Origin of the sequence: Kitasatospora sp. NPDC048286, from assembly GCF_043201735.1 — a bacterium.
Lineage (GTDB): Bacteria > Actinomycetota > Actinomycetes > Streptomycetales > Streptomycetaceae > Kitasatospora.
The window spans coordinates 1-21,264 of the sequence record NZ_JBICZE010000021.1 but is presented as its reverse complement, the minus strand read 5'-3'; the positions used below and the strand labels follow the sequence as shown (position 1 = coordinate 21,264).

Genomic DNA, 21,264 nt, shown 5'->3' with positions numbered 1-21,264 from the left:
ATGGCGTTCTTCCACCTGCTCAATCCGCACGACGAGAGCCACAGCGCCGGGAGGGCGGGCTGGCTGCGTGCGGCGGTCCTCGGGGCCAACGACGGGCTGGTGTCGATCGCCAGCCTCATGATCGGCCTGGCGGCGAGCGGCGCGAGCACGTCGGTCGTGGCCACCGGCGGCCTCGCGGGCCTGTCCGCGGGCGCGCTGGCCATGGCCGCCGGCGAGTACGTGTCCGTGAGCTCCCAGGTCGACATCGAGAACGCCGACCGGGCCAAGGAATCCCGCGAGCTCGTCGAGCGGCCGGAGGCGGAACTGGCCGAACTCGCCGGCATCTACCGTGACCGCGGCGTGCCCGACGAACTGGCCTGGAAGGTCGCCGAGGCGCTGCACGAGGCGGACCCGCTCCAGGCGCACCTGCGCGACGAACTCGGACACAGCGAGCACAGTGCCGCCCGCCCCCTGCAGGCAGCCGGCGCCTCCGCCGCCAGCTTCCTCGTCGGCGGCCTGGTTCCCTTCCTCGGGCTGCTCGGCGGTTCGAGCACCACCCGCGCCTGGCTGATCGTCCTGCTCACCCTGGGCGGCCTCGCCGTCGCCGGCGTGCTGGCCGCCCGCACCGCCGGAACCGGGGTGCTGCGGCCCACCCTGCGGGTCGTCATCGGCGGCGGCCTGGCCATGGCGGTCACCGCCTCGGTGGGCCAGATCGCCCGGGTCTCCGGTGTCTGATCCGCGGTGTGTGGCCGGTGCCCGATCGGCACCGGGAACGCCGGGAACACCGGGAAGGCGGTGCCGCTGGTGTGCACAGCCCGCGCGGGCCCGCGCTCGATCCCCGGGACGAGTGCCGTCCTGACCGAGGTGGGCGTCCTACCGCGCCCGTGGCATCCGGAAGGGAACCAGCGCCATGAACGAGCCGACCGCCACCCCGACGTGGCGGCGGCCGCTGACCGACCGGCTGGACATGCCCGGGGACGGCATCCGGCCCGACGCACGACACCTCGGCCGGCACTGAGCCGATCCGGGTGACGGCGGTGACGTGGCCAGTGACGGCCGCCCGCTGGTACCCGGGGCCCAGGGGCGGCCGTGTGAGGCCCGTCGGTGAAACCGGTGAAACCGGTGAAACCGGTCAAGCACCGCGAGCCGGACGGGTCAGACGCGCCCGAAGAACAGGCTGCCCGGCGCGTCCGGGTCGTTCGAGAGGAAGTGCTCACGCACCGCACGGATGAACTCGTGGCGCGAGATCGCGTCGTCCCCGTCGGTGTCCAGCTTGGTGAACGAGTCCATCGCGTCGGGCGCGTCGCTCTTCCAGACGTCCCTCAGGAAGCGGGCGAACTCGTCCCTGCTGATCTCGTTGTCGCCGTCGACGTCGATGACGTCGAAGATCGCGTGGCCGCCGCCCTCGGTCACGTTGAGTCGGCTGGTGTCGATGGCCGCGAGGCGGTTGGCGGTGACGTACTGCTCCTTCGTGAGCCGGTCGCCGTCCACGCCCGCGTGCCGCAGCAGCTCCAGCCAGTAGATCTGGCAGAACACCTGGAGCGCCCTGGCCCGACGGTCGTTCTTGTCGAGCTTGTAGGCCTCGATGTAGCGGTCGGCGAGCTTCTGGTAGTCCGTCCAGTCCAGGTAGCCGTCCTGGTTGGCATCCGTCGCGTCGAACTGGCGCTCCAGCTTGGTGGTGATGACGTCCTGCGTGGCCGCGGTCATGTGTCAGCCCTTCGGTGATCCTGCTTCATGGCTCCACCAGCATGTGGCAGCGGGTGCCGGGGGAGGTCCTGAACCATGCACGCGACACCCGATCCAGTGATGCCCCGAACAGAGTCGCGACCTCGTCGGCAGGACGGCCCCACGGTTCCCGATTCGAAAGACTTCGCGAGGGAGACTCATGTTCGAGTGCGAAATACCCATGACCGAAGTTCACTTGGGCTTCCGTTTGCACGTGTCGGACCGCAAGTGCAGCATGAGGTAGGGGAAATTCGGCCAGAGAGTGGCATGCCCTCTGGGCGGCATCAATTCCGGTAGTCGGACATGGTGTTGAGGGCTTTCTGTCCCAGGGGAGCGACCTCCCCTCGTTTGTCCTCTCTTATTCTCCTCGACTGCGGTCGAGGAGTCTCGTCACGGAAATGGAAAGCAGGGAGAGCGATGAGCTGGACCACTGACATCTCGGACTTCCTCTACCGGGGCTGGGGTGACCGGGCCTGGGTGTTCAAGGGAAGCCGGTGCGTGGAGTACCGCATGGAGAGCGACACGACAGGCCAGGGTCCGGACGGCATCGACCGTCTGTGGCCCGGCCTCGGGAACACTCCGTTCGCGGAGAAGATCGATGCGGCGCTGCACCGGGGCTGGGGCGACCGGGCCTGGTTCTTCACCGGCGACCAGTGTGCGAAGTATCGAATGGATTCCGACCGCCTCGACGTGGGCCCGATCGCCATCGCCAGTCAGTGGCCCGGCCTCCGGGACACTCCGTTCGCACAGGGGATCGATGCGGCGCTGTACCGAGGGTGGGGCGACCGGGCCTGGTTCTTCAAGGCGGACCAGTGCGTGGAGTACCGCATGGATGACGACACGGTCAGCAGAACGGGGGCCATCGCCAAGTACTGGTCGGGGCTTGCCGGCCTGTAGCCTCCGCAGGCTCTGGAACCGGACGAAGGGCGACGAGGCCTGCAGCGACACCCGTAGACGAACCGCCGGTGCCCCGGCCGGAGACGTGCACTCCGGCCGGGGCACCGGCATGGCCGGCCGGCGCGGAGGCCCCGGCTGCCCTTCCCCGCCCCGGATGGTGCGCCCGGGGCCGACCGCCCGGAGAGCTCGGGTGTGTCCGTCCGGAGGCCTCTCCTGCCTGTCGGCGTCCGGAATCCGACCGATTCAGGCCCGCGGGGGCGCAATGTGGACAACGTTCGGGGGTGATTCCACTGCGGCCGCTCCCTTGAGTAGTGTCGTCGTCGCTGTAGGTGATCGCATTGGTTGCCGGTCGGTGGACGAGCCGATGCGGCGGGCTGCGCACGTCCGCAACCGGATCGGCGGGAGCGGTGCTCCGTCGCGACGGGTCGTGGCGGTGCTCGGTGACGGTGCGGTCGGTCACGGGCAATCGCGAACGAGGGCCGGTCATCCGCGGGTGGCCGGGCCAGGGAGGAGAGACCCCATGGCACTACCTGTCGACGATCTGCGGAAACGCCTCGAGGCGGCTTCCGGCGGCACGTTCAAGCTGGGCCGGACGGACCTGGGCTGGCTCGACGGCGAGGGCCAGGCCTTCGTCCACCTGCCGGGCGAGACCCTCTGCGTCGAACAGGCCGACGTTGACATCGCGCAACTGTCCGCACGCGGCCGGATCGCCCTTGACGGCGAAACCTCCTACGACGTCGCCGTCCGCTTCCGCGCGGACGAGGCCGGCGCCACGGTGGCCGGCCTGTGCGCGACCGTCGACGTCGGCGGGTGGCAGATCCGTACCGCCGCGTGCCCGGTCGACCTGGGTGGGCTGGGGGAGTGCGGCTTCACGGGTCCCGAACTGCTGCTGGTGGCCGGGCCCCGGGGCTCCGAGATCGCGGACGTGGCCGGCGACGGAGCCTGGATCTCCTGCCGACTGCCCGTCGAGCGGGCAGGCCTGACGGGCAGCGGGGAGCCCCTGCGGTTCACCGCCGCGCTGGGCGCGGACGGTTCCCTGGGGCCGGCGGGCACGGCCGACTCCTCCGGTGCCGACCTGGAGTCCCTGAGCTCCGTGCTCGGCTTGAAGGACCTCCGGCTGCCCGGCCCCGTCACACCGGAGCTCAAGGGCCTCCGGATGGTCTACCGGCCCAATGGCAAGTCCGTGGTGGCCGCTGCCCGGCTGGGGCTGACCGACACCCGGCACGTCGATGCCGTCGTGGTGTCCAGCATGGTGGAGGGGCGCCGGCACTGGGCCGTCCTCGCCCGCACCGACCTCGACCTCGACCTGTCCGGACTTCCCCTGGTGGGCGACCGCATCCCCGTGGACCTCCTGGCGGTGACCGGCGTTCAGTTGTGCGCCCTGTCCTTCGGCCTCGCCCCGCAGGAGATCGAGAAGATCAACGACCTGATCGACGGGCTGCGAGCGGACCCGCCGTTCCCGAAGCTGCCGACCCCCGAGGACGACATCCTGCCCCAGGGGCTGTTGGCCGTCCTGGAGTACAAGCTCGGTGGCGGGACCCGCCCGGCCCTGTCCGTCCAGCTCGGAGGCCGACAGGGCGGCAGCACGCGCCCTGCCCCGGGCGGGGCACCCCGGAGCGGGGGCGGCGCGGGCCTCGCCGGACCGTGGAGCGCGCTCGCCGAAAGCGTCGGATCCCTGAAGCTGAGCGGCATCGGCATCTCCGCCGCCGAAGGCGGCATCGAGGTCCGCATCGACGCCGAACTCGGCTTGGAGACAGGGAGCTTCGAGCTCATCGGAGCCGGGTTCGTGATCTCCTGGGATGGTTCCTTCTCGGTGCGGCCGACCCTCGACGGAGCCGCCTTCAGCTACGACCAGCCGCCCGACCGGATCTCCGGTGCGCTGGAATGGGCCCCCGAGTCGGGCTACGACACCATGCTCAAGGGCATGCTCGTCGCCGAACTCCCCGTGATCAACCTGGAACTGGCCGCGGAGTACGCCCGCAAGGGCTCGTGGGTGTCGGTCTTCGCCTTCGCGGAGCTGGACGTGCCGGACGGCGAGGCGGTGTTCGGGCCTCCTCCGTTCACCGTCACCGGGCTGCGGTTGGGCGGCGGCTACCACAGCGACCTGCGCGTCCCGGACTTCGCCAAGGTCGCCGGCTTCCCGCTGGTCGCCGGGCTGGCCGACCCGGACGTCATCTCCCCGCCCACGGCAGGCCGGGCCCTGGAGGTGCTCACCGGCGGGTCCGATCCGTGGGTGAAGCCGAGGGACGACCACCACTGGATCGCCGTCGGCGTGCGCTTCACCTCGTTCAAGTTCATCGAGGCGCAGGCGCTGGCGGTGGTCGAGTTCGGCAGCCAGGGGCTCGACTCCCTGGTGCTGCTCGGGCTGGTCTCGGTCACCTTTCCCCGCAACCGCGACCGGGACGCGCCGCTGTACGCCCGGGTGGGAGTGCAACTGGAGGCCGGGTACAAGGCGAGCGAGGGGCTGCTGTTCCTGGCGGCCGCCCTGACCGGCGACTCCTTCATCGTCGACCCGGCCTGCAAACTCACCGGCGGACTGGCCCTGTACACCTGGCTGCCCGACAGCGCGCACGAGGGCGACTTCGTCCTCACGGTCGGCGGCTACCACCCCTACTTCCAGCGCCCCGACCACTACCCGCAGGTGCCGCGCGTCGGCTACAGCTGGTCGATCTCCGACCTGGTGACGGCCAAGGGCGAGGGCTACGTCGCCCTGACGCACTCGGCGTTCATGGTCGGCGCCGCCCTGTCGATCGTCTACCACTCGGGCCCGCTCAGGGCCTGGCTGACCGCCCACTTCGACGCACTGATCCAGTGGGCGCCGTTCAGCTTCGACATCGACCTCGGCATCAGCATCGGCGTCTCGCTGACGATCGACGTGTGGTTCGTCCACGCCACGCTGTCGATCGAGGTCGGCGTGGACCTGGGCCTGTGGGGGCCGCCGGTGGGCGGATCGGCCACCGTCCACGTGTGGTTCGTCTCCTTCACCTTCGGCTTCGGGCACGACCGCGCCACCCCGCCACCGGTGCCCTGGACCACCTTCCAGTCCCAGTTGCCCGCCCCGATCCAGCTCAAGCCCACAGCAGGCCTCCAGTCCGGCCCGGCCCCGGAGGCCGGGGCCGCCCACGCCCTGGCCGCCCGGAGCGAGGACAAGGCGCCGTGGCTGGTGTCCTGCCTGGGCTTCAGCTTCGCCACCGAGTCGGCCGTGCCCTTCTCGCACCTGTACCTCGGCAGCGGCCAGGACGCCTGCGCCAGCGGAGAGCCGGTTGACATCCGGCCGATGGCGCTCACCGGCGTCACCTCCAGCCAGCGGGTCACCCTCGCGACCGCCGACGGTCAGGAGGTGGACCTGGTGGCGAGCAAATGGGGCATCACCCCCACCCGCCGCCCCGTCCACAGGTCGCTGTGGGGCGAGCCGTTGCCCGACGGGCACGGATCCGACCCGAACGAGACCCTCCTCGGCGACCGGCTGACGGGCATGGTGATCACCGTTCCCGAGCCGGCCGCCGGATCCACCCCGGGCCGGCTCACCTCCCGGACCCTGGACACCGAGCCGCTCGTCGACGCGCCCTGGCCACTCACCGACGCGACGCCCGTCGGCCCCGTGCCCCGGCAGTCCGCCGACAGCATCGCCGCCGTCGCCACCGGCATCGCCTCCGCCGCCACCACGACGCAGCGCGACGCCCTCTTCGCGGCCCTCGCCGGTCTGGGCACCACGCCGCCCGGCAACGACCGGCTCGACGCGTACGCCGCCCTGGCCGCGGACGCCTTCACCGCCGCCCCCCTGATCATTCCCGCCGGAACCGGAAGGTGACCGCCACGATGCCCGCCGAGGAGCCCGCGCTCGACGTCTACCTGCACGACGACCTCGTCCCGCGGGTCGCGGCCGGTGAGTACCGCATCACCGTCGCCCACACCCTGACCGCGCCGGACGGCAGCCGCGTCGACGCCGACGACCCGCTGCCCGACGTCCACCAGGACATCGACGTCCGAAGCCCCCAGTTCACCCTCGACCCGAGCCACGTGCACGCCGCCTACCCCGCGCCCGGCTCCACCGCCGACCTGGCCACCACCCTGGCGCACGTCACCCTCGACCGCGCGACCCTGCCCTGGGAACGCGACGAGAGCGGGGCCGAGCGCCGCACACCGTGGCTGGCGCTGCTGCTCTTCACCGAGGGCGAGCTGCCCGGCGACCCCGCCGCCCAGGGCTCCACCGACACCCGGACCGTGGCCGACCTGCTGAACGGCGGCGGAGCCGGAGTGCTCACCCCGGCCATCTCCCCGAACACCGTTCCCGCCGACGTCCTCACCTCCTCCTGCCGCACCCTCGACGTACCGGCCGCCGTCTTCACCGCCGTCTGCCCGCGTAGCACGGAACTGCGCCGACTCGCCCACGTGCGCAGGGTGGTGAAACCGAAGAGCACCGGGCCCACGGACGGCGGCGAGGTCCTGTCGGAGGGAGACTTCGCCGTCGTGGTGGGCAACCGCCTGCCGCGCAGCCCCGGCTGGTACGCCGCCCACCTGGTCTCCCTGGAAGGGCTGGCCGACCACCTCGACGGCACCCTGCCCGAGGGCGTCACCGCCGTCCGGCTCGTCTCCTTGCGCGCCTGGTCGTTCTGCAGCAAGCCGGACGCCGGCGCCCACTTCGGGGCCCTGCTGGACGCCCTCGCCGAACCCGGGCGCACCGACCCGGCCGCGCTGACCCTGCGCCTGCCCGTCCCCGCCGATGCCCCCGCACCGGCAACCGGCGCCCAGCAGGCGGCACTCGACCGGATCCGGGCGGGATGGTTCCCCGTCGGCCACCGCACCGCCTCGGGCGAGCACAGCTTCGCCTGGTACCGGGGACCGTTCACCCCGGTGGCCGCCCAGCCGCTGCCGCAGCCGGTCACCCTCGGCCGCGCCGACGAAGCCCTCGTCTACGACCAGGAGTTCGGGATCTTCGACGTCGGCTACGCCGGCGCCTTCACCCTCGGCCGGGCCGCCGCACTGGCCGACACCACCTACGCCGCCTCGCTGACCACCCTGCGCCGACAGGTACGCGGCCACGCGATCGCCCTGCTTGCCGGGATCGCCGTCGGCGCCGACCCGAGCGGCCCGCAGCCCCACCCCGGCCACGACGCCCTCGCCCGGCTGATCACCGGAGGCACCGTTACCCGACGGGCGTCGCAACCCCGACCCAGGCTCGCGGAGCTGCACCACCACCTGCACCGTGAGGAGCTGCGCTCCCCGCTGCGCCGAACCGTCGCCGCGCGGGCGGACGCGGTGACCGACTGGGTCGACCGGCTCGCGCTCCTCCAGCCCGTCCCGTTCCCCCACCTCGTGCCCGATGCGCGGGCCCTGCCGCCGGAGAGCCTGCGCTTCTTCCGCGTCGACGCCCAGTGGATCACCGCGCTGATCGCGGGCGGCCTGAGCGTCGGCGCGGACGCGAGCTCACTGGACCACACCCTGGGCGGCCTCATCGCCGAGGAGGCGGCGCCGGCCGCCGTACCGGCCGCCGGCCTGCTGCTGCGCTCGACGCTGGTACGCGGCTGGCCCGCCCTGCCCGTCCAGGCGTCGCTGGCCGGGAACCCGGTGACGACACTGCGCCGGGACACGCCCGCCCCCGACGTGCTCCTCCTCCTCTTCGACGCTGTGCCCGACCAGGTCACCTTCCGCGAACCCCACCAGGGCCTGCACTTCGGCCTGGACGACGGTCCGAACGGCAGCGACGTGATCCGGCTGCGGCGACTCGCCGCCGACGCCGGCGGTCCGCTCGGCTCCCCGACGGGCGCGCTCTACCCGGACGACGGCACCTCGGTCACCGGACGCCACCTGCGGCCGGTCGCCGAGGGCGCCACCCCCTCCGTGCTGGACCTCGCGGGAACCTCCGGGTTGCCGGCCGGACTCGGCACCGCTCTCGGCGCCGAACTGACCCCGGCCGACCTCGCGCTGGAACTGCTCGACGCGCCCGTCTCGCTCACCTTCCGCTGATCCCGCCGTGAGGACACCCGCCATGCCCGACGCCGGTCCGCTCGTCGTCCCCCTCCAGGTGGACGCCCTGGTCATCAACGACGACATCCGTCAGAGCGAGGACTTCCAGCGCTGGCTGCCCGACTTCGACAAACTCAACCGGCGGCTCAGCCCCGAGCCCGCCCCGTTCGAGGACCTCGACGACGTCCCCGGGGACCCCGAGCTCGACGGAGTCCTCGTCCACTGGCGGCTCCCGGAAGCACTCGCCCGAGGCGACCAGGACCCGGCCACCGGCCGGACCGTCTTCCCGCTCGTCCCCAACCGCTGGCTCGTCGTGCGCTACCGCGGCACCGGCGCCACCCGCGCCGCGGCGGGCTGGGTCGTCCACAGCGACTTCCTCGAAGCGGACTACCCCGACACCCAGTGGAGTGGCTCCTCCCCGTTCCTCGTCCCGCCCGACCGCCCCGGCGGCGACCGGCCGACCGGCACCTGGGCCGGCCGCAAGCACGACCTGGACCCCGTCGCCGACGGCCCCTGGCAGGAGCCCGACCCGCGGCCCCTCTTCCTCACCGCCATCGGCCCCGGCCTGCCCGCCTTCGCCGCCTACCAGCCCTACAACGAGGACGTGTTCTCCCTGCACGACCCGCTGGGGGGCGTCCTGGACACCGACACCCTCAGCTACCAGGTCATCGGCTGGTACTCCGACCCGGCCCAGGACATCCTGGCCGGGGAGAGTGAATTCGACACGCTCCTGGCCGCACTGGGATGGTCGGCACCGGACGGGTCACAGCCCGCCCGCCGCTCCCTGTACGCCGGCACCGCGCTGGCCGTCCAATGGGAACGGCAGCACCTGCCGCTCTGGCCGGCCAAGCCCCTGGGCCAGGACGTCAAGGTCGCCGTCGGCCACAACACCGCCGACGCCTACGCCGCCCTGACCGCCGCCCGCACGGGATCACCGGAGACCGGCCGACTGCTCTCCGCCCTGCACGCCGGGCTGCTCACCATCACCGGCGACGACTCCTACGACGCCTCGCTCGCCGTCCTGCTCGGCCGCCCCCTCGCTCTGCTGCGTGCCCGGCTCACCCTGGAGCTGTCCGGCCCGCCGGTGACCGACCCGAGCTGGGCCACCGTCCTCGACCCGCCCGCCCCCGACTTCGCCGACTACCGCTGGAACGTCCGCCTCGGCGACCCGGATCGCCACGACGACGGCCTCATCGGCTACTTCGACGCCCCGGCGGACGCCACCGACCCCACCGCCACCGACTACACCCGCCTGCGCACCGCCTTCGGCCCCGGCACCCCCGCCGGCGGCTACCCGACGCCCATCGGCACGGCCGACGACCTGCGCCTGACCGCCCGTCCGGCCGGCGACCCGCAGGCGCGCAGTGCGTACGTCACCCTCCTCGCCGACCCGTGGAGCGCCGTCCACGCCACCACCGACATCCTGCCGACCGTCCGGACCCGGCTGCCCGCCGAGCAGGTGTCCGCCGCGCTCGCCCGCGTCAAGGCCGCCTTCCGGCTCTCCCCGCTGCTCGCCCCGGTCCGCCGGACGCAGGAGCAGACACAGGAGCAGGCGCAGACGAACGCGGACGGCGTGATCGTCATGCCGCGTCCGGGCGTCTGGAAGGGCACCTGGAGCTGGTCCGAGCCCCGGGCCGGCACCGACGGCTCGGCCGGACCGGACTGGGCCGACCTCCCCATCACCCCCGCCGGACCGGCCGCCGTCCTGTCCGACCCGCAACCGGAGGCCCGCACCGGCTTCCTTCTCCTGGCCGACGCGCTGACCGGTCACGACCAGGCCGGCACGACCCCCTGAAACCCCCGGACTCCCCGAAAGGACGGACAGATGCGCCTGACCGCGGACAGCGACGTACTGCTCCGGTACTCCGTCACCAGCGACCCCGACCCCCTCCAGGTCAGCACCGGTGACAAGGAGGCCGACGCGACCCTCACGATCACCTTCAGGGGCACGAACCCGAAGACCTACGTGCGGGGCCTCAGGATCACCCTGCCGGTCGGCTCCGACGCCGCCAGCCTCACCGACGACCCCAAGGCCATCCACACCAGCGTCACCCCGCAGAAGAAGTGGACGATCGACTCCGACGGCGACGGGACCTTCACCGTCACCCCGCGCGGCGGGGAAACCTCGATGACCCTCAACGACGCGGCGACGATCGAACTGAGCGCCATCCCCGTCAACACCGCCGTCGGCAACCTCTCCGTCACCGTCGAGGAGACCACCTCCGGCGACGGCTCCGACTACGCGCCCAGGACCGCGGCCTTCGGCCTGTCGAAGTGGCCCGCCGGGTTCGTCTTCGGCGACTTCCGCCCCGACCGCGCGATGGTGGCCAACGGTGACCCGTGCACCCTCACCTGGGTCGCCAACTCCCCGGCCCGCTACACCCTCTACTGCGACACCAACCAGGTCGACGTCAGCAACACCCAGTCCTACACGGTGAGTTCCCTGCACCACACCACCGGCTTCCTGCTCCAGGCCGGCTACACCGACCACGGCGACACCGTCACCCACGCCCTCACCACCCTGGTCACGGTCGACCATCCCGACGTGGCGGCCAGCGATCTGTCCGCCGACGGCACGGTCAAACTGCTGCGCCGGGTGGTCCCCCTCACCGATTTCGTCGACGACCCGCTCGGCGCACCGTCCCGCTCCTACGTCGCGACCACCGACGGCCTCCTCACCGGCGGCATCGCCGCGCCCTACGGCGGCTCGATCAAGGTCACGGCCGAGGTCACCGTGCCCGGCGGACAGCCCGACGGCACGGACTACAGCTACCTGCGCACCTACAGCTCGTCCACCGACGGCGACGAACGCCCGATCACCCTCCCGCTGCCGGCCGGAGCAGCCCTGCGCCTCACCAAGTCGGGCAAGCCGGGATCGGACCCGGACGCCGTCTTCGACCTGGCGTGGCTGCCCTTCGGCAGCGGACCGCTGAACCCGGCGAGCTGACCACCCGTCCCACGTGGCGAACCATCAGACAGGAGCCGCCCGAACATGACCGACTGGACCCCGCGAATCGACGCCGTCTTCGCCCTCGGCGCCCTCGGCGACCACGCCGTCTTCTTCACCCGCGACGACCAGGTGCAGGAGTACACCCTCTTCGGCGACACCGACCACGCCAAGGGCAGGCCCGTGCCCCTGTCCACGCGCTGGCCGAACCTCCCCACGCCGTTCAGTGCGCGCATCGACGCCGCGGCGCTCGACACCGACCCGTACGTCTGGGTCTTCTCCGGCGATCAGGTGGTGCGCTACGACTTCGTGAAGGACGCCCCGGACGCGAACGGCGTGACGTCCATCGCCGACAGCTTCCCCAACCTGCCCGACCCGTACCGCGGCGGCATCGACGCGGCCCTGCGAGGCCCGGACACCCACCTGCTGTACCTGTTCTCCGGCGGCCGGTGCGCGCTCTACGACACCCGCTCCATGAAGGTGCAGGGGGAGGACACCGTCGCCGCGACCTTCCCCGGGCTCGCCGACCACGGCCCCGACTTCACCACCGGTGTCCACGCCGCCCTCGACTCGGCCGACGGCAGGCGCTACCTCTTCAAGGTGCCGAACTACATCCGCCTGGACGCCCCCGTCACGGCGGCGCCGAACACGATCGCCGCGGCGTGGGCCGGCCTGCCGTCGACCTTCGGCGGTGCCGGCCCGGTCATCGACGCGGTCAACTCGTACACCATGACCGACGACGACGGTCGGGACGGGTACCTGTTCTTCAGCGGCGTCCGATGCCTGTACTTCGGGAGGAAGGACCACCGGCTCTACGACGGGTACCCCCGTTTGATCGCCGACGAACTGCCGGGCCTGCCGGAGGAGTTCCGGTCCGACATCGACGCGAGCTACTTCGACTTGGAGCCCGGCCCCGTCGCGACCGTCATCCTCATGAAGCAGGATGCCTTCGTCGAGTACGACTACCTCGGGAAGGCGGTCCGCCGCCAGGGCAAGCTGGCCGACCTCACCGACGACGTCTTCCAGTGGCTGCACGGGCTGCCGTCACCGTTCGACCAGGGCATCGACGCCATCGGGAACGCCACGATCGACTTCGAGACCTACGCGTTCCGCGGCGACACCGTCTACAACACCAAGACCGACTCGATCTCGAAGACCACGGACGCCTTCCCCGGGCTTCCCGACGAGTTCCGGAGCGGCATCGACGCCGCCGTCTGGGACGACTGCGACGACTCGAACCCCGATCGCCTGTGGCTCTTCTCCGGGAGCCTGATGCTCTCCTACGACCTCGTGAACAAGCGCGTGCTCGACGGTTGGCCCCGGCCGGTCCTGGACCTCTTCGCCTTCCCCACCAGCTGACGGGCCGGTGCGCGGTCGGTCGGGCCCGGTCGCGACGAGCCCGGCGATCCGTCGCCTGCGCTGACCGCGCCGATCGTCGGTCATCCGACGCCGGAACCGCCTGCCGCGCCCCCCCGCAGGACCGGCCGTACCGCCCCGTACGGCTGCCCGCGCCACCCGGTTCCCGTGGCCGGCAGGGTCCGTGTGGTGCGGTTCACGCCGTCGCGTCCGGTGCGGTCGCCGTCCGGGCATCGGGCCTGGCCGGGGCCCGGCTGCGGGGGAGGGGCGCGCTCCGGACGCGCTAGCGCAAAGTTGATTGTTCATCACCGCAGGTAAGGATTGCCAGTCTTACTAAGGTTATTATCGGTTTTGATCGGACATGGCCGGCTCCATCGGTGAGCCGCAGCCGACCGAATCACGTCTATCACTCGGGGGCGGGGATGCAGGGTTTCGGGGATGGGAGACGTCATGGGCGTGCACAGCGCCATGGGGTGGGGAACCGGGGAACGCGGGATCGATCGGGCCGGTGAACTGGCGCGACTGCTCGAACTGGCCGACCAGGTGCGCGGGGGCGCCGCACGGGCGGTCCTGGTCCGCGGACCCGCCGGTATCGGGCGCACCGGGCTGCTGGACGCGGTGGCCCGGCGGATGTCGGCCGGTGGCATGACGGTGCGCCGCTCGACGGGCCCGGCGCCGGGGAGCGCGGGGGAGGAAGGCGGGCGCGGCTACCGTTCCGTTCGCGAACTGTTCGGCGTGGAGCCGGAATTCACCCGGGCCGGAAGCGCGGCGGCGGCCTTCGTCGCCCAGCGCGAGGTCTACGCGCACGCGGTGGACCTGCTGGCCGCCGGCCCGCTGGCGCTCGTCCTGGACGACGCGCAGTGGTGCGACGAGGAGTCGCTGCGGTGCGTGCACTTCCTGCTGCGCCGCGCGGCCTCGCGCCCGCTGCTGGTGCTGCTGTCCCAGCGCACCGCGTGCGAGGGCCCGACGCCGCGTCCGCCGCCGACCACCTGCCCGAGCCGGTGCAGTTCGCGCAGGGCCAGGACGGCCCGGCACTGGTCTGCCTGGGCCCGTACATGGCGCCGTCGGGAGTCCACCAGTACGCCCGGTTCGCCGCCGCGTTCGGCGGCCGGCGCGGCATCTGGGCGCTGTCCGAGCCGGGCTTCGCCCCGGGGGAGGACCTGCCCGGGGACGTCGAGGCGCTGATCGAGGCGCACGCGACGGCCATCGAGCGCAGCCTGGGCCATCAGCCGGTCGTGCTGGTCGGCTACTCCTCGGGCGGCTGGGTCGCGCACGCGGTCGCCTGCCACCTGGAGCGGCTCGGCCGTCCGGTGGCGGGGATCGTCATGCTGGACAGCTTCACCCGGCGTCAGCGCATGGGCGAGCGCTTCCAGTCGGCGGTGGTGGAGGGGCAGTCGGAGCGCTTCGAGTTCGTCTCCGCGCCGGGCACCCAGCTGACCGCGATGGGCGGGTACCTGCGGATCTTCGAGGACTGGGACGCCCCGCAGGCCGCCGCCCCGACGCTGGTCGTCCGGGCCGCGGACTGGATGGCCCGCAACGATGCGGACGCCGACGACCGCCCCGCCGCCCCCGAGCACGCCGACACCGTGACCGAGGTGCCCGGCAACCACTACACCCTGATGGAGCGCCACGCCCACGAGGCCGCCGCGGCGGTCGACGAGTGGCTGGACAAGCTCCGCCCGGTGGGGGAGTGACCGCCGCCGGCCGGCCGCCCTCCCCCCGAATCCACCTCCCGTCCACGAAGCAAGGAACGACACCTCCCGTGAACAACCCTCCCGTTGACGACCTGTGGATCCGCAGGTTCCACCCGCGCCCGGACGCCGGGGCGCGCCTGGTCTGCCTGCCGCACGCCGGCGGCTCCGCGAGCTTCTTCCTCCCGGTCTCCCAGGCGATGCCGCCGTCCGTGGACGTCCTGTGCGTCCAGTACCCCGGACGCCAGGACCGCCGCGCCGAACCGTTCCTCGACAACATCCCCGACCTCGCCGACCGGGTCTTCGCCGCGCTCCTGCCGTGGACGGACCGGCCGCTGGCGTTCTTCGGCCACAGCATGGGCGCCACCCTGGCGTTCGAGGTGGCCCGGCGCCTGGAGCGGCAGAAGGGCCTGGTGGCGGCCGGCCTGTTCGTCTCCGGCCGCCGCGCCCCCTCCACCCACCGCCACGAGACGGTGCACCTGCGCGACGACGGCCTCATCGAGGAGATGCGGAGCCTGAACGGCACCGACGCCCAACTGCTCGGCGACGAGGAGATCCTGCGCATGATCCTCCCCGCCACCCGCGCCGACTACAAGGCAGCCGAGACCTACGCCTACGAGCCCGGCGAGGCCCTGCGCTGCCCGCTGGTCGCCCTGACCGGCGACAACGACCCCAAGGCCACCGTCGACGAGGTCGCCGCCTGGGCCGACCACACCGAGGGCCCCTTCGACCTGCGGGTCTTCCCCGGCGGCCACTTCTACCTGGCCGCCCACCAGGCCGCGATCGTCCGCACGATGACGGACCGGCCGACCGCCGCCGCCTGAGCACCCCGCCCGTGACGGCCCGGACCGGCAGCGACCGCTCCGGGCCGTCACGGCACGGCCCCGCCGCGCCGGCAACGAGGTCGGCGCCGCCGGCTTCATGGGGCGGCCATCAGGACGGGTCCCTCGTCGCGGCACCGCCGTCGGCCCCCGATGTGTCCGCACACCGGGGGCCGACGCCATCGGGCCGTCCCGAAGGTTCAGCCGAACCGGAAGAGCGCGGTGTGGGTGCTGCCGTCGACCAGGCCGAGGGTGAGCACCTGGCAGGTGAGGGCGTAGGCCCGGTCGGTCTTCCAGAGATAGGTGTAGACGCCGGTGCTGTCGTCGTACCGGAGGCCGACGTGGCCCGGGCTGCTGGTGGGGGTGGGCGGGTCGAGCGGCGCGCCGGTGGTGCAGTCGACGTGCTGCGCGGTCGGGTACCCCGGAGCGATGACGCCGAGGCCGCGGTCGCCGCCGAGGCCGAACCTGATCGGGACGGTCTGTCCGGCGTGGGCCCGGTTGACCGCGGGCGGGTTGGCGACCGGCGGCAGGAAGCCGTTGAACGGGAACTCGTCGACGTGGTGATCCACTCCTACCGGCACCGGTACGGCCTGGTCGAGGGCGACCCCCGCTACCAGGGTCCCGAAGACCTCATCGCCGCCCAGCCGCCGGTCTCCGTACCCACCGTGGTGCTGGAAAGCGGCGCCGACGGCGTGGGCGGCCCGAGCGCGGCGGAGGACCGCGACTGCTTCACCGGACCGTACGAACACCGCCTCCTCCTGGGCGTGGGACACAACGTCCCGCAGGAGGTCCCCGCCGCCTTCGCCGACGCGGTGGCCGGGCTGCTGACCCGTTAGGACCGTCCGGACCCTCCTGGGCGGGGAGCCGAACGGCGGGCGCCGCAGCGGTGGTGCTGCCGTGGCGGGCGCAGCCGCGACCGCCAAGGCGATCCGCCACCGCTCCGGTCGGCCGTGCGCCCGCCGACGTCACCGCGACCGAGCCGGTTCGCCGGTCGGGGCGGCGAGTTCCTTGGTCATGAAGACCCGCCCGGCGCCCGGCGGGTCGCAGGGCACCTCTCCCAGACGCCTCCATCCCTGCTTCTCGTAGAAGCCGGGGGCCTGGAAGGTAATCGTGTAGAGCACGGCCGTGCGGCAGCCGCGGGCGCGGGCCTCGCTCTCGGCCCGTTCGAGGACCTCCGTTCCCAGCCCACCGCCGCGCAGCCGTGGCGGCAGGTAGAAGAGGTCGAGGAAGAACAGCCCGAGCGAGGTCCGCCCGGTCAGTCCGCCGACCACCTGGCGCGTCTCGGGATCATGGACCAGGACGGACAGCGGCCTGCGGTCCGCGACTCCCGTGTGCTCGGTGTTGAAGCGGTCCAGCGCGTCCGAGATCACCGCGACGTCCGCCGGGGTGGGGGCGTCGGTGACCACCAGGCCCATCGGGAGTCCGGGACGGCGGGAGGCGGTGACGGTCGGGTCGGACGCGGTCATGGTGGCTCCAGTGGGTGAGCGAGGGCGGCACGGCCTCGCGGGCGGATGACGGCGCGGGGCCGGTGAGCCCTGCGCGCAGCCCGACGGTAGGGCGGGGACACTTCGACGGAGGTCGAAGGGACGTCGACGACAATGGGCACCGTGGACATTCAGCGTGCGGGCCAGGACGTGGGTGTGGACCTGGCGGGCGTGGCCAGGCTGCTGGCCGACGGCACCCGGGCCGCCTTCTGCCTGGCCCTGCTCGACGGCCGGGCGTGGACGGCCAACGAGCTCGCGCGCCATGCCGGCGTCGCACCGTCCACCGCGACCTCGCACCTGAACCTGCTCGTCGACGGCGGACTCCTCGTCGAGGAACGGCACGGACGCCATCGCTACGTACAGGTGGCCGACCGCAGGGTGATCGAGCTGATCGAGAGCCTCGCCGCACTGGCCCCCCGGCACAGCGCCCCGCCGCGTTCGCTGGCGGCCTCCGGCCGGCAGCAGGCACTGGCCCGTGCGCGACTGTGCTACGACCACCTGGCCGGAACCGTCGCGCTGGCGATCACCGACGCGATGGTCGAGCACGGACTGCTGGAGTGGGGCCCCGAGCCGGGCCTGACCGACAAGGGCGCCCGCTGGCTCGCCGAGACCGGTGTCACGCTGCCCGCCGGCTCACGCCGACCACCGGTGCGCGCCTGCCTCGACTGGACGGAGCGCCGTCCCCACCTGGCCGGCGCCGTGGGCGCCGCCCTGTGCGCCCACGCACTCGCCAGCGGATGGATGACGCGCATCGGCACCACCCGCGCTCTCCTCGTGACGCCCGCCGGCCGCCGGGCGTGGCACGACCACCTCGGTCTGTCGCCCGCCGACCTCTGATCCTTCGGCGGTCGCGACGGTGTGGCCGGGGGCGCCGCCCACTGCTCCTCGGTATTCTGCGGTTCCAGAAATCCGCAGCCGAATTCCGAAGGGGGCCACCGTGTCCGATGATGCGAAACGTCGCATTTTCTCGGTGTCCGATTTGGGTGGCGGTGTGCGGACGGGGACGGGGACGGCGACGTGCGCCGGGGCCAAGCCGAGCCCGTCCACCGGCGCACTGCCGCAGGGGCGCAACAGGCCGGCGTGGAGACGGCATTGACTCGACGGCCCCGTCCAGCGTGACGACCGTCCGACCGCGATCACGGACTTCGCAGTTACGGGAAACTCCTGCTGTGGCTCCCAGATACGGGAACGACATCGCGCCGCAGGAATTTCATCATTCTTACCGGAATTCGACAGGAAAAGCCGATCCATGAAACCCGTTCTCGTCGGCGCCGCACTGACCGCCGTGGCACTCCTCGAAGCAGCGATCCCCGCCCTCGCCGCCTCCGCCGAGCCCGAGGTCGACGCCACCTGCGTGCGCACCCTCCACGGCACCTTCGACGGCCCCGCCGCCCCGGGCCGCGGCAACGCGTCCCAGGCCGACACCCTGCACATGACGGGCACCCTGACGTGCGTCGACCCGGCAGGCAAACCCCTCGCCGCCGGGACCGTCGACCACACCGTCTCCCTGCCACGCACCGAATGCACCGCCGACGAGCACGGCGACACCTCGGCCACCCGCGTCACCTGGGCCGACGGCGCAGTCTCCACGTTCGGGTTCGAACACACCGACGTCGTCAAGGCCGACGGGACCGCCTCGCTGGTCGCCGCCGGCGGTGTCACCTCCGACAGCGCGCGTTTCGCCGGTGACACGCTGCACGGGGTGGGCACCGGCGTCAGCACCGGGTGCGGCTCGTCGGCCGCCGCACGCAAGGTCGCCTCCACGATGGTGCTCCGCCTGACCCACCGGCCGAGGCCGGCCGTCGGCTGAGCGGACCCCGCCCGACAGCCCGTCATCGGCCCCGCGCCCCCGAACGGGCCGGTGACGGAACCCGCCATCCGCGCTGGCACCCTGATCGCATGGACGATCTTGTTGGCACGCAGGCACCGGCACGTCGCCTGACCGACCCCCACGAGGCCCTCGCCGCTCTGGAGGCCGTCGTGCCGGGCCTGTCCGAGCTCCGCCTCCCGGCTCCCGAGTCCATCGACTGGCAGCTGGTGGAGGCCGGGCTCGGTACGGCTCTGCCCGCCGACTACAAGCTGCTGTGCGAGCGCTACCGGCCCTTCGTGCTCGGCGACTTCCTCGGCATCGGCGGTCCGACACCAGGTCACGAGGACCGTTGGCTGCGGGGCATGAGGGAAGAACTGGAGACCGTCGGGGAGTGGTGTGAGGAGACCGACCTGACCGACCCGTTGCACCCGTATCCGACCCCGGGCGGCCTCCTGCCGTGGGCCGGGTCGAACCAGGGGGACTTCTTCCTGTGGACCACCGGCCCCGCCGGCCCACAGGAGTGGACGGTCACGGTCGCCTCAAGGAGCTCCGCGTGGTGGCACTACACCGGAGGAGCGGTGCAGTTCCTGGCCGACCTGGTGGGCGGCGTGCTGGAACCCTGGGCTCTTCCCCGGGTCCGCGCCGATGTGACCGCCTTCTGACGCACCAGGCGGCCGGGCGCCTCCTGCCGCGTTGGTACTCCTGGGCGGCGGAGGGCGGAGGGCGCGGTCCGGCCTCACGGGTGGGGGACCACCGCCACCGGGGCGGCGGAGTGGTGGAGCACGGCGTGGGCGACGGGACCGAGCAGCATGCCGAGCCGGTGACGGCGCTCGCGTCGGCCGATGACGACCAGATCGGCTCCGGCGGCCGCGTCCAGGACGGCCCTCGCCCCGCCGCCGAGCCGGACGTCCTCGACGACCGCCACGTCCGGATGCCTCCGGCGGTGGTCCGCGAGGAGCTGCGAGAGCAGGGCCGTCTCCGTCCGCTCCTGCTCGGGGAGGTCCATCGGGGGCGGCAGCATGCTGCCGTAGGCCCAGGCGGGGAGCGGTTCCCAGCCGTGCACGGCGCGCAGTGCGGCGCCGCGGCGTTCCGCCTCCGCGAAGGCGAAGGCGAGGACGGCCTCCCCGGGATCGTCGGAGTCGAGCCCGACCACGACCTCACCGGGGGTTCCGGCGTTCCCGTGGGGAAGGGGCGCGGCCCCGCGGACGAGGATCGTGGGAACGGTCGCGCGGGCGGCCACGGCGAGGGAGACCGAGCCGACCAGCAGGCCGACGAACCCCCCGAGGCCCCGGGAGCCGAGCACCAGCATCTCCTGGTCCCGCGCTTCGGCGACCAGCCCGTCCACCGGATCGTCGGGCCGCACCGCGGTCTCCACCGTCAGGTCCGGGTGCGCGAGGCGGATCCGGTCGGCGACCCGGGTGAGGGCGTCGAGCGCGGCGGGCCGCAGGTCCCCGGGCTCGGCCCGGTCCACGTTCTCGCCGCTCAGCCAGGGCCAGACGTGGAGCAGGCGCAGGGGCGCTCCGAGCCGGTGGGCCTGCGCGGCCGCCCACATGGCGGCGGTCTCGCTCCGCGGTGAGCCGTCGAGGCCGACCAGGATCTTCTGTGTCGTCACAGGTATCCCCCTGGGATCGAGTGGAGAGCGCCGGGAGCGACTGCCGCCCGGCTGCCCCACCAATCTGCCGCCCGGCCCCGTCGGAGCCCAGGGACCGACGGAACCCACCGCCGGGACCTTCAGCCCTCGGCCCGGCCGGTCGGCGCACGGGAGGCTGGAGCCCACCCGGAAAGGAACTCCGATGACCCGTCTGCAGAGCCGTCCCGCCGCCGACGTCCTGGTGACGACCCGTGGTGAAGTCTCCCTGGCCGCACCCGAATACGCCCGGACCAAGCTGCTCGCCGTACTCGAACGTCTCGACGAGCCGGTCCTCTCCGCCCGGGTGAGGCTCACCCAGGAGCCCAACCACGCCGTGGCCAAGCCGTCGACCGCCCAGGCCACGCTCGACCTGAACGGCCGTCCCGTGCGCGCCCACGTCGCCGCCGCCACCGTCCAGGAAGCCATCGACCTGCTCCAGGACCGCCTGAACGCCAGGATCGCCCGCGTCCGGGCCCACCGGCAGCACCACCGCCACCACGCCGGGCCACCCCCGGCCGCCGGGCGCGAACACCGGCCGACGGCCGAGGGCGTGCACCGGGACATCCCGGGTGCACGCCCTCGGCCGCTCGGCCCGGGGAGCCGTCGCGCGCTCAGCCGAAGGCGGTCTTCAGTGCCTGGATCGCCGTCTACGGGTCGGACAGGGCGTGATGGACGGCCCTTCGCGCAGGGCGTTTGTCTCGGGCGCCAAGGAGGAGTACTGTCTCCAAGTCGCTCGACTGGGAGCACCGGACACGCATCGGCGCGGACGGTCCCGGGGCGGCCAATCCTCTGAAACTCCACTTCCCAGGTTCGGGCTGGGGCGCGTCGGCATTTCCGCGTCGCGGCTCGGCGCTTATTTGGCGTGCTCGTTTTATCGGGTTGCGGTCGGATTCGCTTTTCGGAGCGGGGATCGGCTAGAGTTTGAAACGTCGGACAGGGCGTCAAGCCCCGGAAGAC

At 72.8% G+C, this 21,264-nt stretch carries 18 protein-coding genes and 1 pseudogene; 15 read left to right on the top strand and 4 right to left on the bottom strand.

Annotated elements, in window-relative coordinates:
* Entirely contained in the window at window positions 1-714 is a 714-nt protein-coding gene (locus tag ACGF13_RS35935) for a VIT1/CCC1 transporter family protein (RefSeq protein WP_392883446.1), read from the top strand.
* A 420-nt stretch (window positions 715-1,134) separates the two neighbouring features.
* Here the strand turns inward: ACGF13_RS35935 and ACGF13_RS35930 are convergent, their stop codons facing one another.
* Window positions 1,135-1,686 carry an EF-hand domain-containing protein gene (locus tag ACGF13_RS35930; RefSeq protein WP_392883445.1) on the bottom strand — a complete coding sequence of 184 codons (552 nt, stop codon included), beginning with the start codon at window positions 1,684-1,686 and terminating at the stop codon, window positions 1,135-1,137.
* A gap of 435 nt (window positions 1,687-2,121) precedes the next feature.
* Between ACGF13_RS35930 and ACGF13_RS35925 the strand changes: the two genes are divergently transcribed.
* From ACGF13_RS35925 to ACGF13_RS35885, 9 genes and pseudogenes are all read left to right on the top strand, one after another.
* Window positions 2,122-2,601, top strand: a complete 480-nt coding sequence (locus tag ACGF13_RS35925) for a hypothetical protein (protein WP_392883444.1) — start codon at window positions 2,122-2,124, stop codon at window positions 2,599-2,601.
* A gap of 520 nt (window positions 2,602-3,121) precedes the next feature.
* On the top strand, window positions 3,122-6,412 hold the full coding sequence (locus ACGF13_RS35920) for a DUF6603 domain-containing protein (protein ID WP_392883443.1): 3,291 nt from the start codon (window positions 3,122-3,124) through the stop codon (window positions 6,410-6,412).
* A complete protein-coding gene (locus tag ACGF13_RS35915) occupies window positions 6,409-8,568 on the top strand; it encodes a hypothetical protein (RefSeq protein WP_392883441.1) in 2,160 nt (719 codons plus the stop codon). Before ACGF13_RS35920 ends, ACGF13_RS35915 begins: the two co-directional genes overlap by 4 nt.
* A gap of 22 nt (window positions 8,569-8,590) precedes the next feature.
* A complete protein-coding gene (locus ACGF13_RS35910) occupies window positions 8,591-10,363 on the top strand; it encodes a hypothetical protein (protein WP_392883439.1) in 1,773 nt (590 codons plus the stop codon).
* A gap of 30 nt (window positions 10,364-10,393) precedes the next feature.
* Window positions 10,394-11,515, top strand: coding sequence for a hypothetical protein (locus tag ACGF13_RS35905; RefSeq protein ID WP_392883438.1), 1,122 nt, complete (start codon window positions 10,394-10,396; stop codon window positions 11,513-11,515).
* 45 nt (window positions 11,516-11,560) lie between these two features.
* On the top strand, window positions 11,561-12,874 hold the full coding sequence (locus ACGF13_RS35900; RefSeq protein ID WP_392883436.1) for a hemopexin repeat-containing protein: 1,314 nt from the start codon (window positions 11,561-11,563) through the stop codon (window positions 12,872-12,874).
* Window positions 12,875-13,309: 435 nt separating this feature from the next.
* Window positions 13,310-13,795: pseudogene (locus ACGF13_RS35895) on the top strand (ATP-binding protein); the annotation flags it as partial.
* Between the two features lie 29 nt (window positions 13,796-13,824).
* A complete protein-coding gene (locus tag ACGF13_RS35890) occupies window positions 13,825-14,565 on the top strand; it encodes an alpha/beta fold hydrolase (protein WP_392883589.1) in 741 nt (246 codons plus the stop codon).
* Between the two features lie 68 nt (window positions 14,566-14,633).
* A complete protein-coding gene (locus tag ACGF13_RS35885) occupies window positions 14,634-15,386 on the top strand; it encodes a thioesterase II family protein (protein ID WP_392883435.1) in 753 nt (250 codons plus the stop codon).
* 197 nt (window positions 15,387-15,583) lie between these two features.
* Here the strand turns inward: ACGF13_RS35885 and ACGF13_RS35880 are convergent, their stop codons facing one another.
* Window positions 15,584-15,952: a PxKF domain-containing protein gene (locus tag ACGF13_RS35880; protein WP_392883433.1), complete on the bottom strand. Its 369-nt coding sequence runs from the start codon at window positions 15,950-15,952 to the stop codon at window positions 15,584-15,586.
* On the opposite strand from ACGF13_RS35880, the gene ACGF13_RS35875 reads away from it, so the two are divergent.
* Window positions 15,941-16,219, top strand: a complete 279-nt coding sequence (locus tag ACGF13_RS35875; RefSeq protein WP_392883432.1) for an alpha/beta fold hydrolase — start codon at window positions 15,941-15,943, stop codon at window positions 16,217-16,219. The two genes, ACGF13_RS35880 and ACGF13_RS35875, sit on opposite strands and share 12 nt — an antisense overlap.
* A 129-nt stretch (window positions 16,220-16,348) precedes the next feature.
* Here ACGF13_RS35875 and ACGF13_RS35870 read toward each other — a convergent pair whose 3' ends face one another.
* Window positions 16,349-16,849 carry a GNAT family N-acetyltransferase gene (locus ACGF13_RS35870; protein ID WP_392883431.1) on the bottom strand — a complete coding sequence of 167 codons (501 nt, stop codon included), beginning with the start codon at window positions 16,847-16,849 and terminating at the stop codon, window positions 16,349-16,351.
* Window positions 16,850-16,981: 132 nt separating this feature from the next.
* Here ACGF13_RS35870 and ACGF13_RS35865 point away from each other — a divergent pair, with 132 nt between their 5' ends.
* The 3 genes from ACGF13_RS35865 (at window position 16,982) to ACGF13_RS35855 (ending at window position 19,339) form a co-directional block, all read left to right on the top strand.
* On the top strand, window positions 16,982-17,704 hold the full coding sequence (locus ACGF13_RS35865; RefSeq protein WP_392883430.1) for an ArsR/SmtB family transcription factor: 723 nt from the start codon (window positions 16,982-16,984) through the stop codon (window positions 17,702-17,704).
* 412 nt (window positions 17,705-18,116) lie between these two features.
* Window positions 18,117-18,677, top strand: coding sequence for a hypothetical protein (locus tag ACGF13_RS35860; protein WP_392883429.1), 561 nt, complete (start codon window positions 18,117-18,119; stop codon window positions 18,675-18,677).
* 89 nt (window positions 18,678-18,766) lie between these two features.
* Complete coding sequence (locus ACGF13_RS35855; RefSeq protein ID WP_392883428.1) at window positions 18,767-19,339, top strand: SMI1/KNR4 family protein; 573 nt, start codon at window positions 18,767-18,769, stop codon at window positions 19,337-19,339.
* Window positions 19,340-19,413: 74 nt separating this feature from the next.
* Here ACGF13_RS35855 and ACGF13_RS35850 read toward each other — a convergent pair whose 3' ends face one another.
* On the bottom strand, window positions 19,414-20,289 hold the full coding sequence (locus ACGF13_RS35850; protein ID WP_392883426.1) for a universal stress protein: 876 nt from the start codon (window positions 20,287-20,289) through the stop codon (window positions 19,414-19,416).
* Between ACGF13_RS35850 and ACGF13_RS35845 the strand changes: the two genes are divergently transcribed.
* Window positions 20,228-21,100 (top strand): HPF/RaiA family ribosome-associated protein, encoded by an 873-nt coding sequence (locus tag ACGF13_RS35845; RefSeq protein WP_392883425.1) that lies wholly within the window; start codon window positions 20,228-20,230, stop codon window positions 21,098-21,100. The two genes, ACGF13_RS35850 and ACGF13_RS35845, sit on opposite strands and share 62 nt — an antisense overlap.
* Window positions 21,101-21,264: the final 164 nt, after the last annotated feature.

Coding starts and splice junctions, on each gene's coding strand:
- ACGF13_RS35935 (WP_392883446.1), top strand. CDS start 1: ATGGCGTTCTTCCACCTGCTCAATCCGCACGACGAGAGCCACAGCGCC.
- ACGF13_RS35930 (WP_392883445.1), bottom strand. CDS start 1,686: ATGACCGCGGCCACGCAGGACGTCATCACCACCAAGCTGGAGCGCCAG.
- ACGF13_RS35925 (WP_392883444.1), top strand. CDS start 2,122: ATGAGCTGGACCACTGACATCTCGGACTTCCTCTACCGGGGCTGGGGT.
- ACGF13_RS35920 (WP_392883443.1), top strand. CDS start 3,122: ATGGCACTACCTGTCGACGATCTGCGGAAACGCCTCGAGGCGGCTTCC.
- ACGF13_RS35910 (WP_392883439.1), top strand. CDS start 8,591: ATGCCCGACGCCGGTCCGCTCGTCGTCCCCCTCCAGGTGGACGCCCTG.
- ACGF13_RS35905 (WP_392883438.1), top strand. CDS start 10,394: ATGCGCCTGACCGCGGACAGCGACGTACTGCTCCGGTACTCCGTCACC.
- ACGF13_RS35900 (WP_392883436.1), top strand. CDS start 11,561: ATGACCGACTGGACCCCGCGAATCGACGCCGTCTTCGCCCTCGGCGCC.
- ACGF13_RS35870 (WP_392883431.1), bottom strand. CDS start 16,849: ATGACCGCGTCCGACCCGACCGTCACCGCCTCCCGCCGTCCCGGACTC.
- ACGF13_RS35865 (WP_392883430.1), top strand. CDS start 16,982: ATGGGCACCGTGGACATTCAGCGTGCGGGCCAGGACGTGGGTGTGGAC.
- ACGF13_RS35860 (WP_392883429.1), top strand. CDS start 18,117: ATGAAACCCGTTCTCGTCGGCGCCGCACTGACCGCCGTGGCACTCCTC.
- ACGF13_RS35855 (WP_392883428.1), top strand. CDS start 18,767: ATGGACGATCTTGTTGGCACGCAGGCACCGGCACGTCGCCTGACCGAC.
- ACGF13_RS35845 (WP_392883425.1), top strand. CDS start 20,228: ATGGCGGCGGTCTCGCTCCGCGGTGAGCCGTCGAGGCCGACCAGGATC.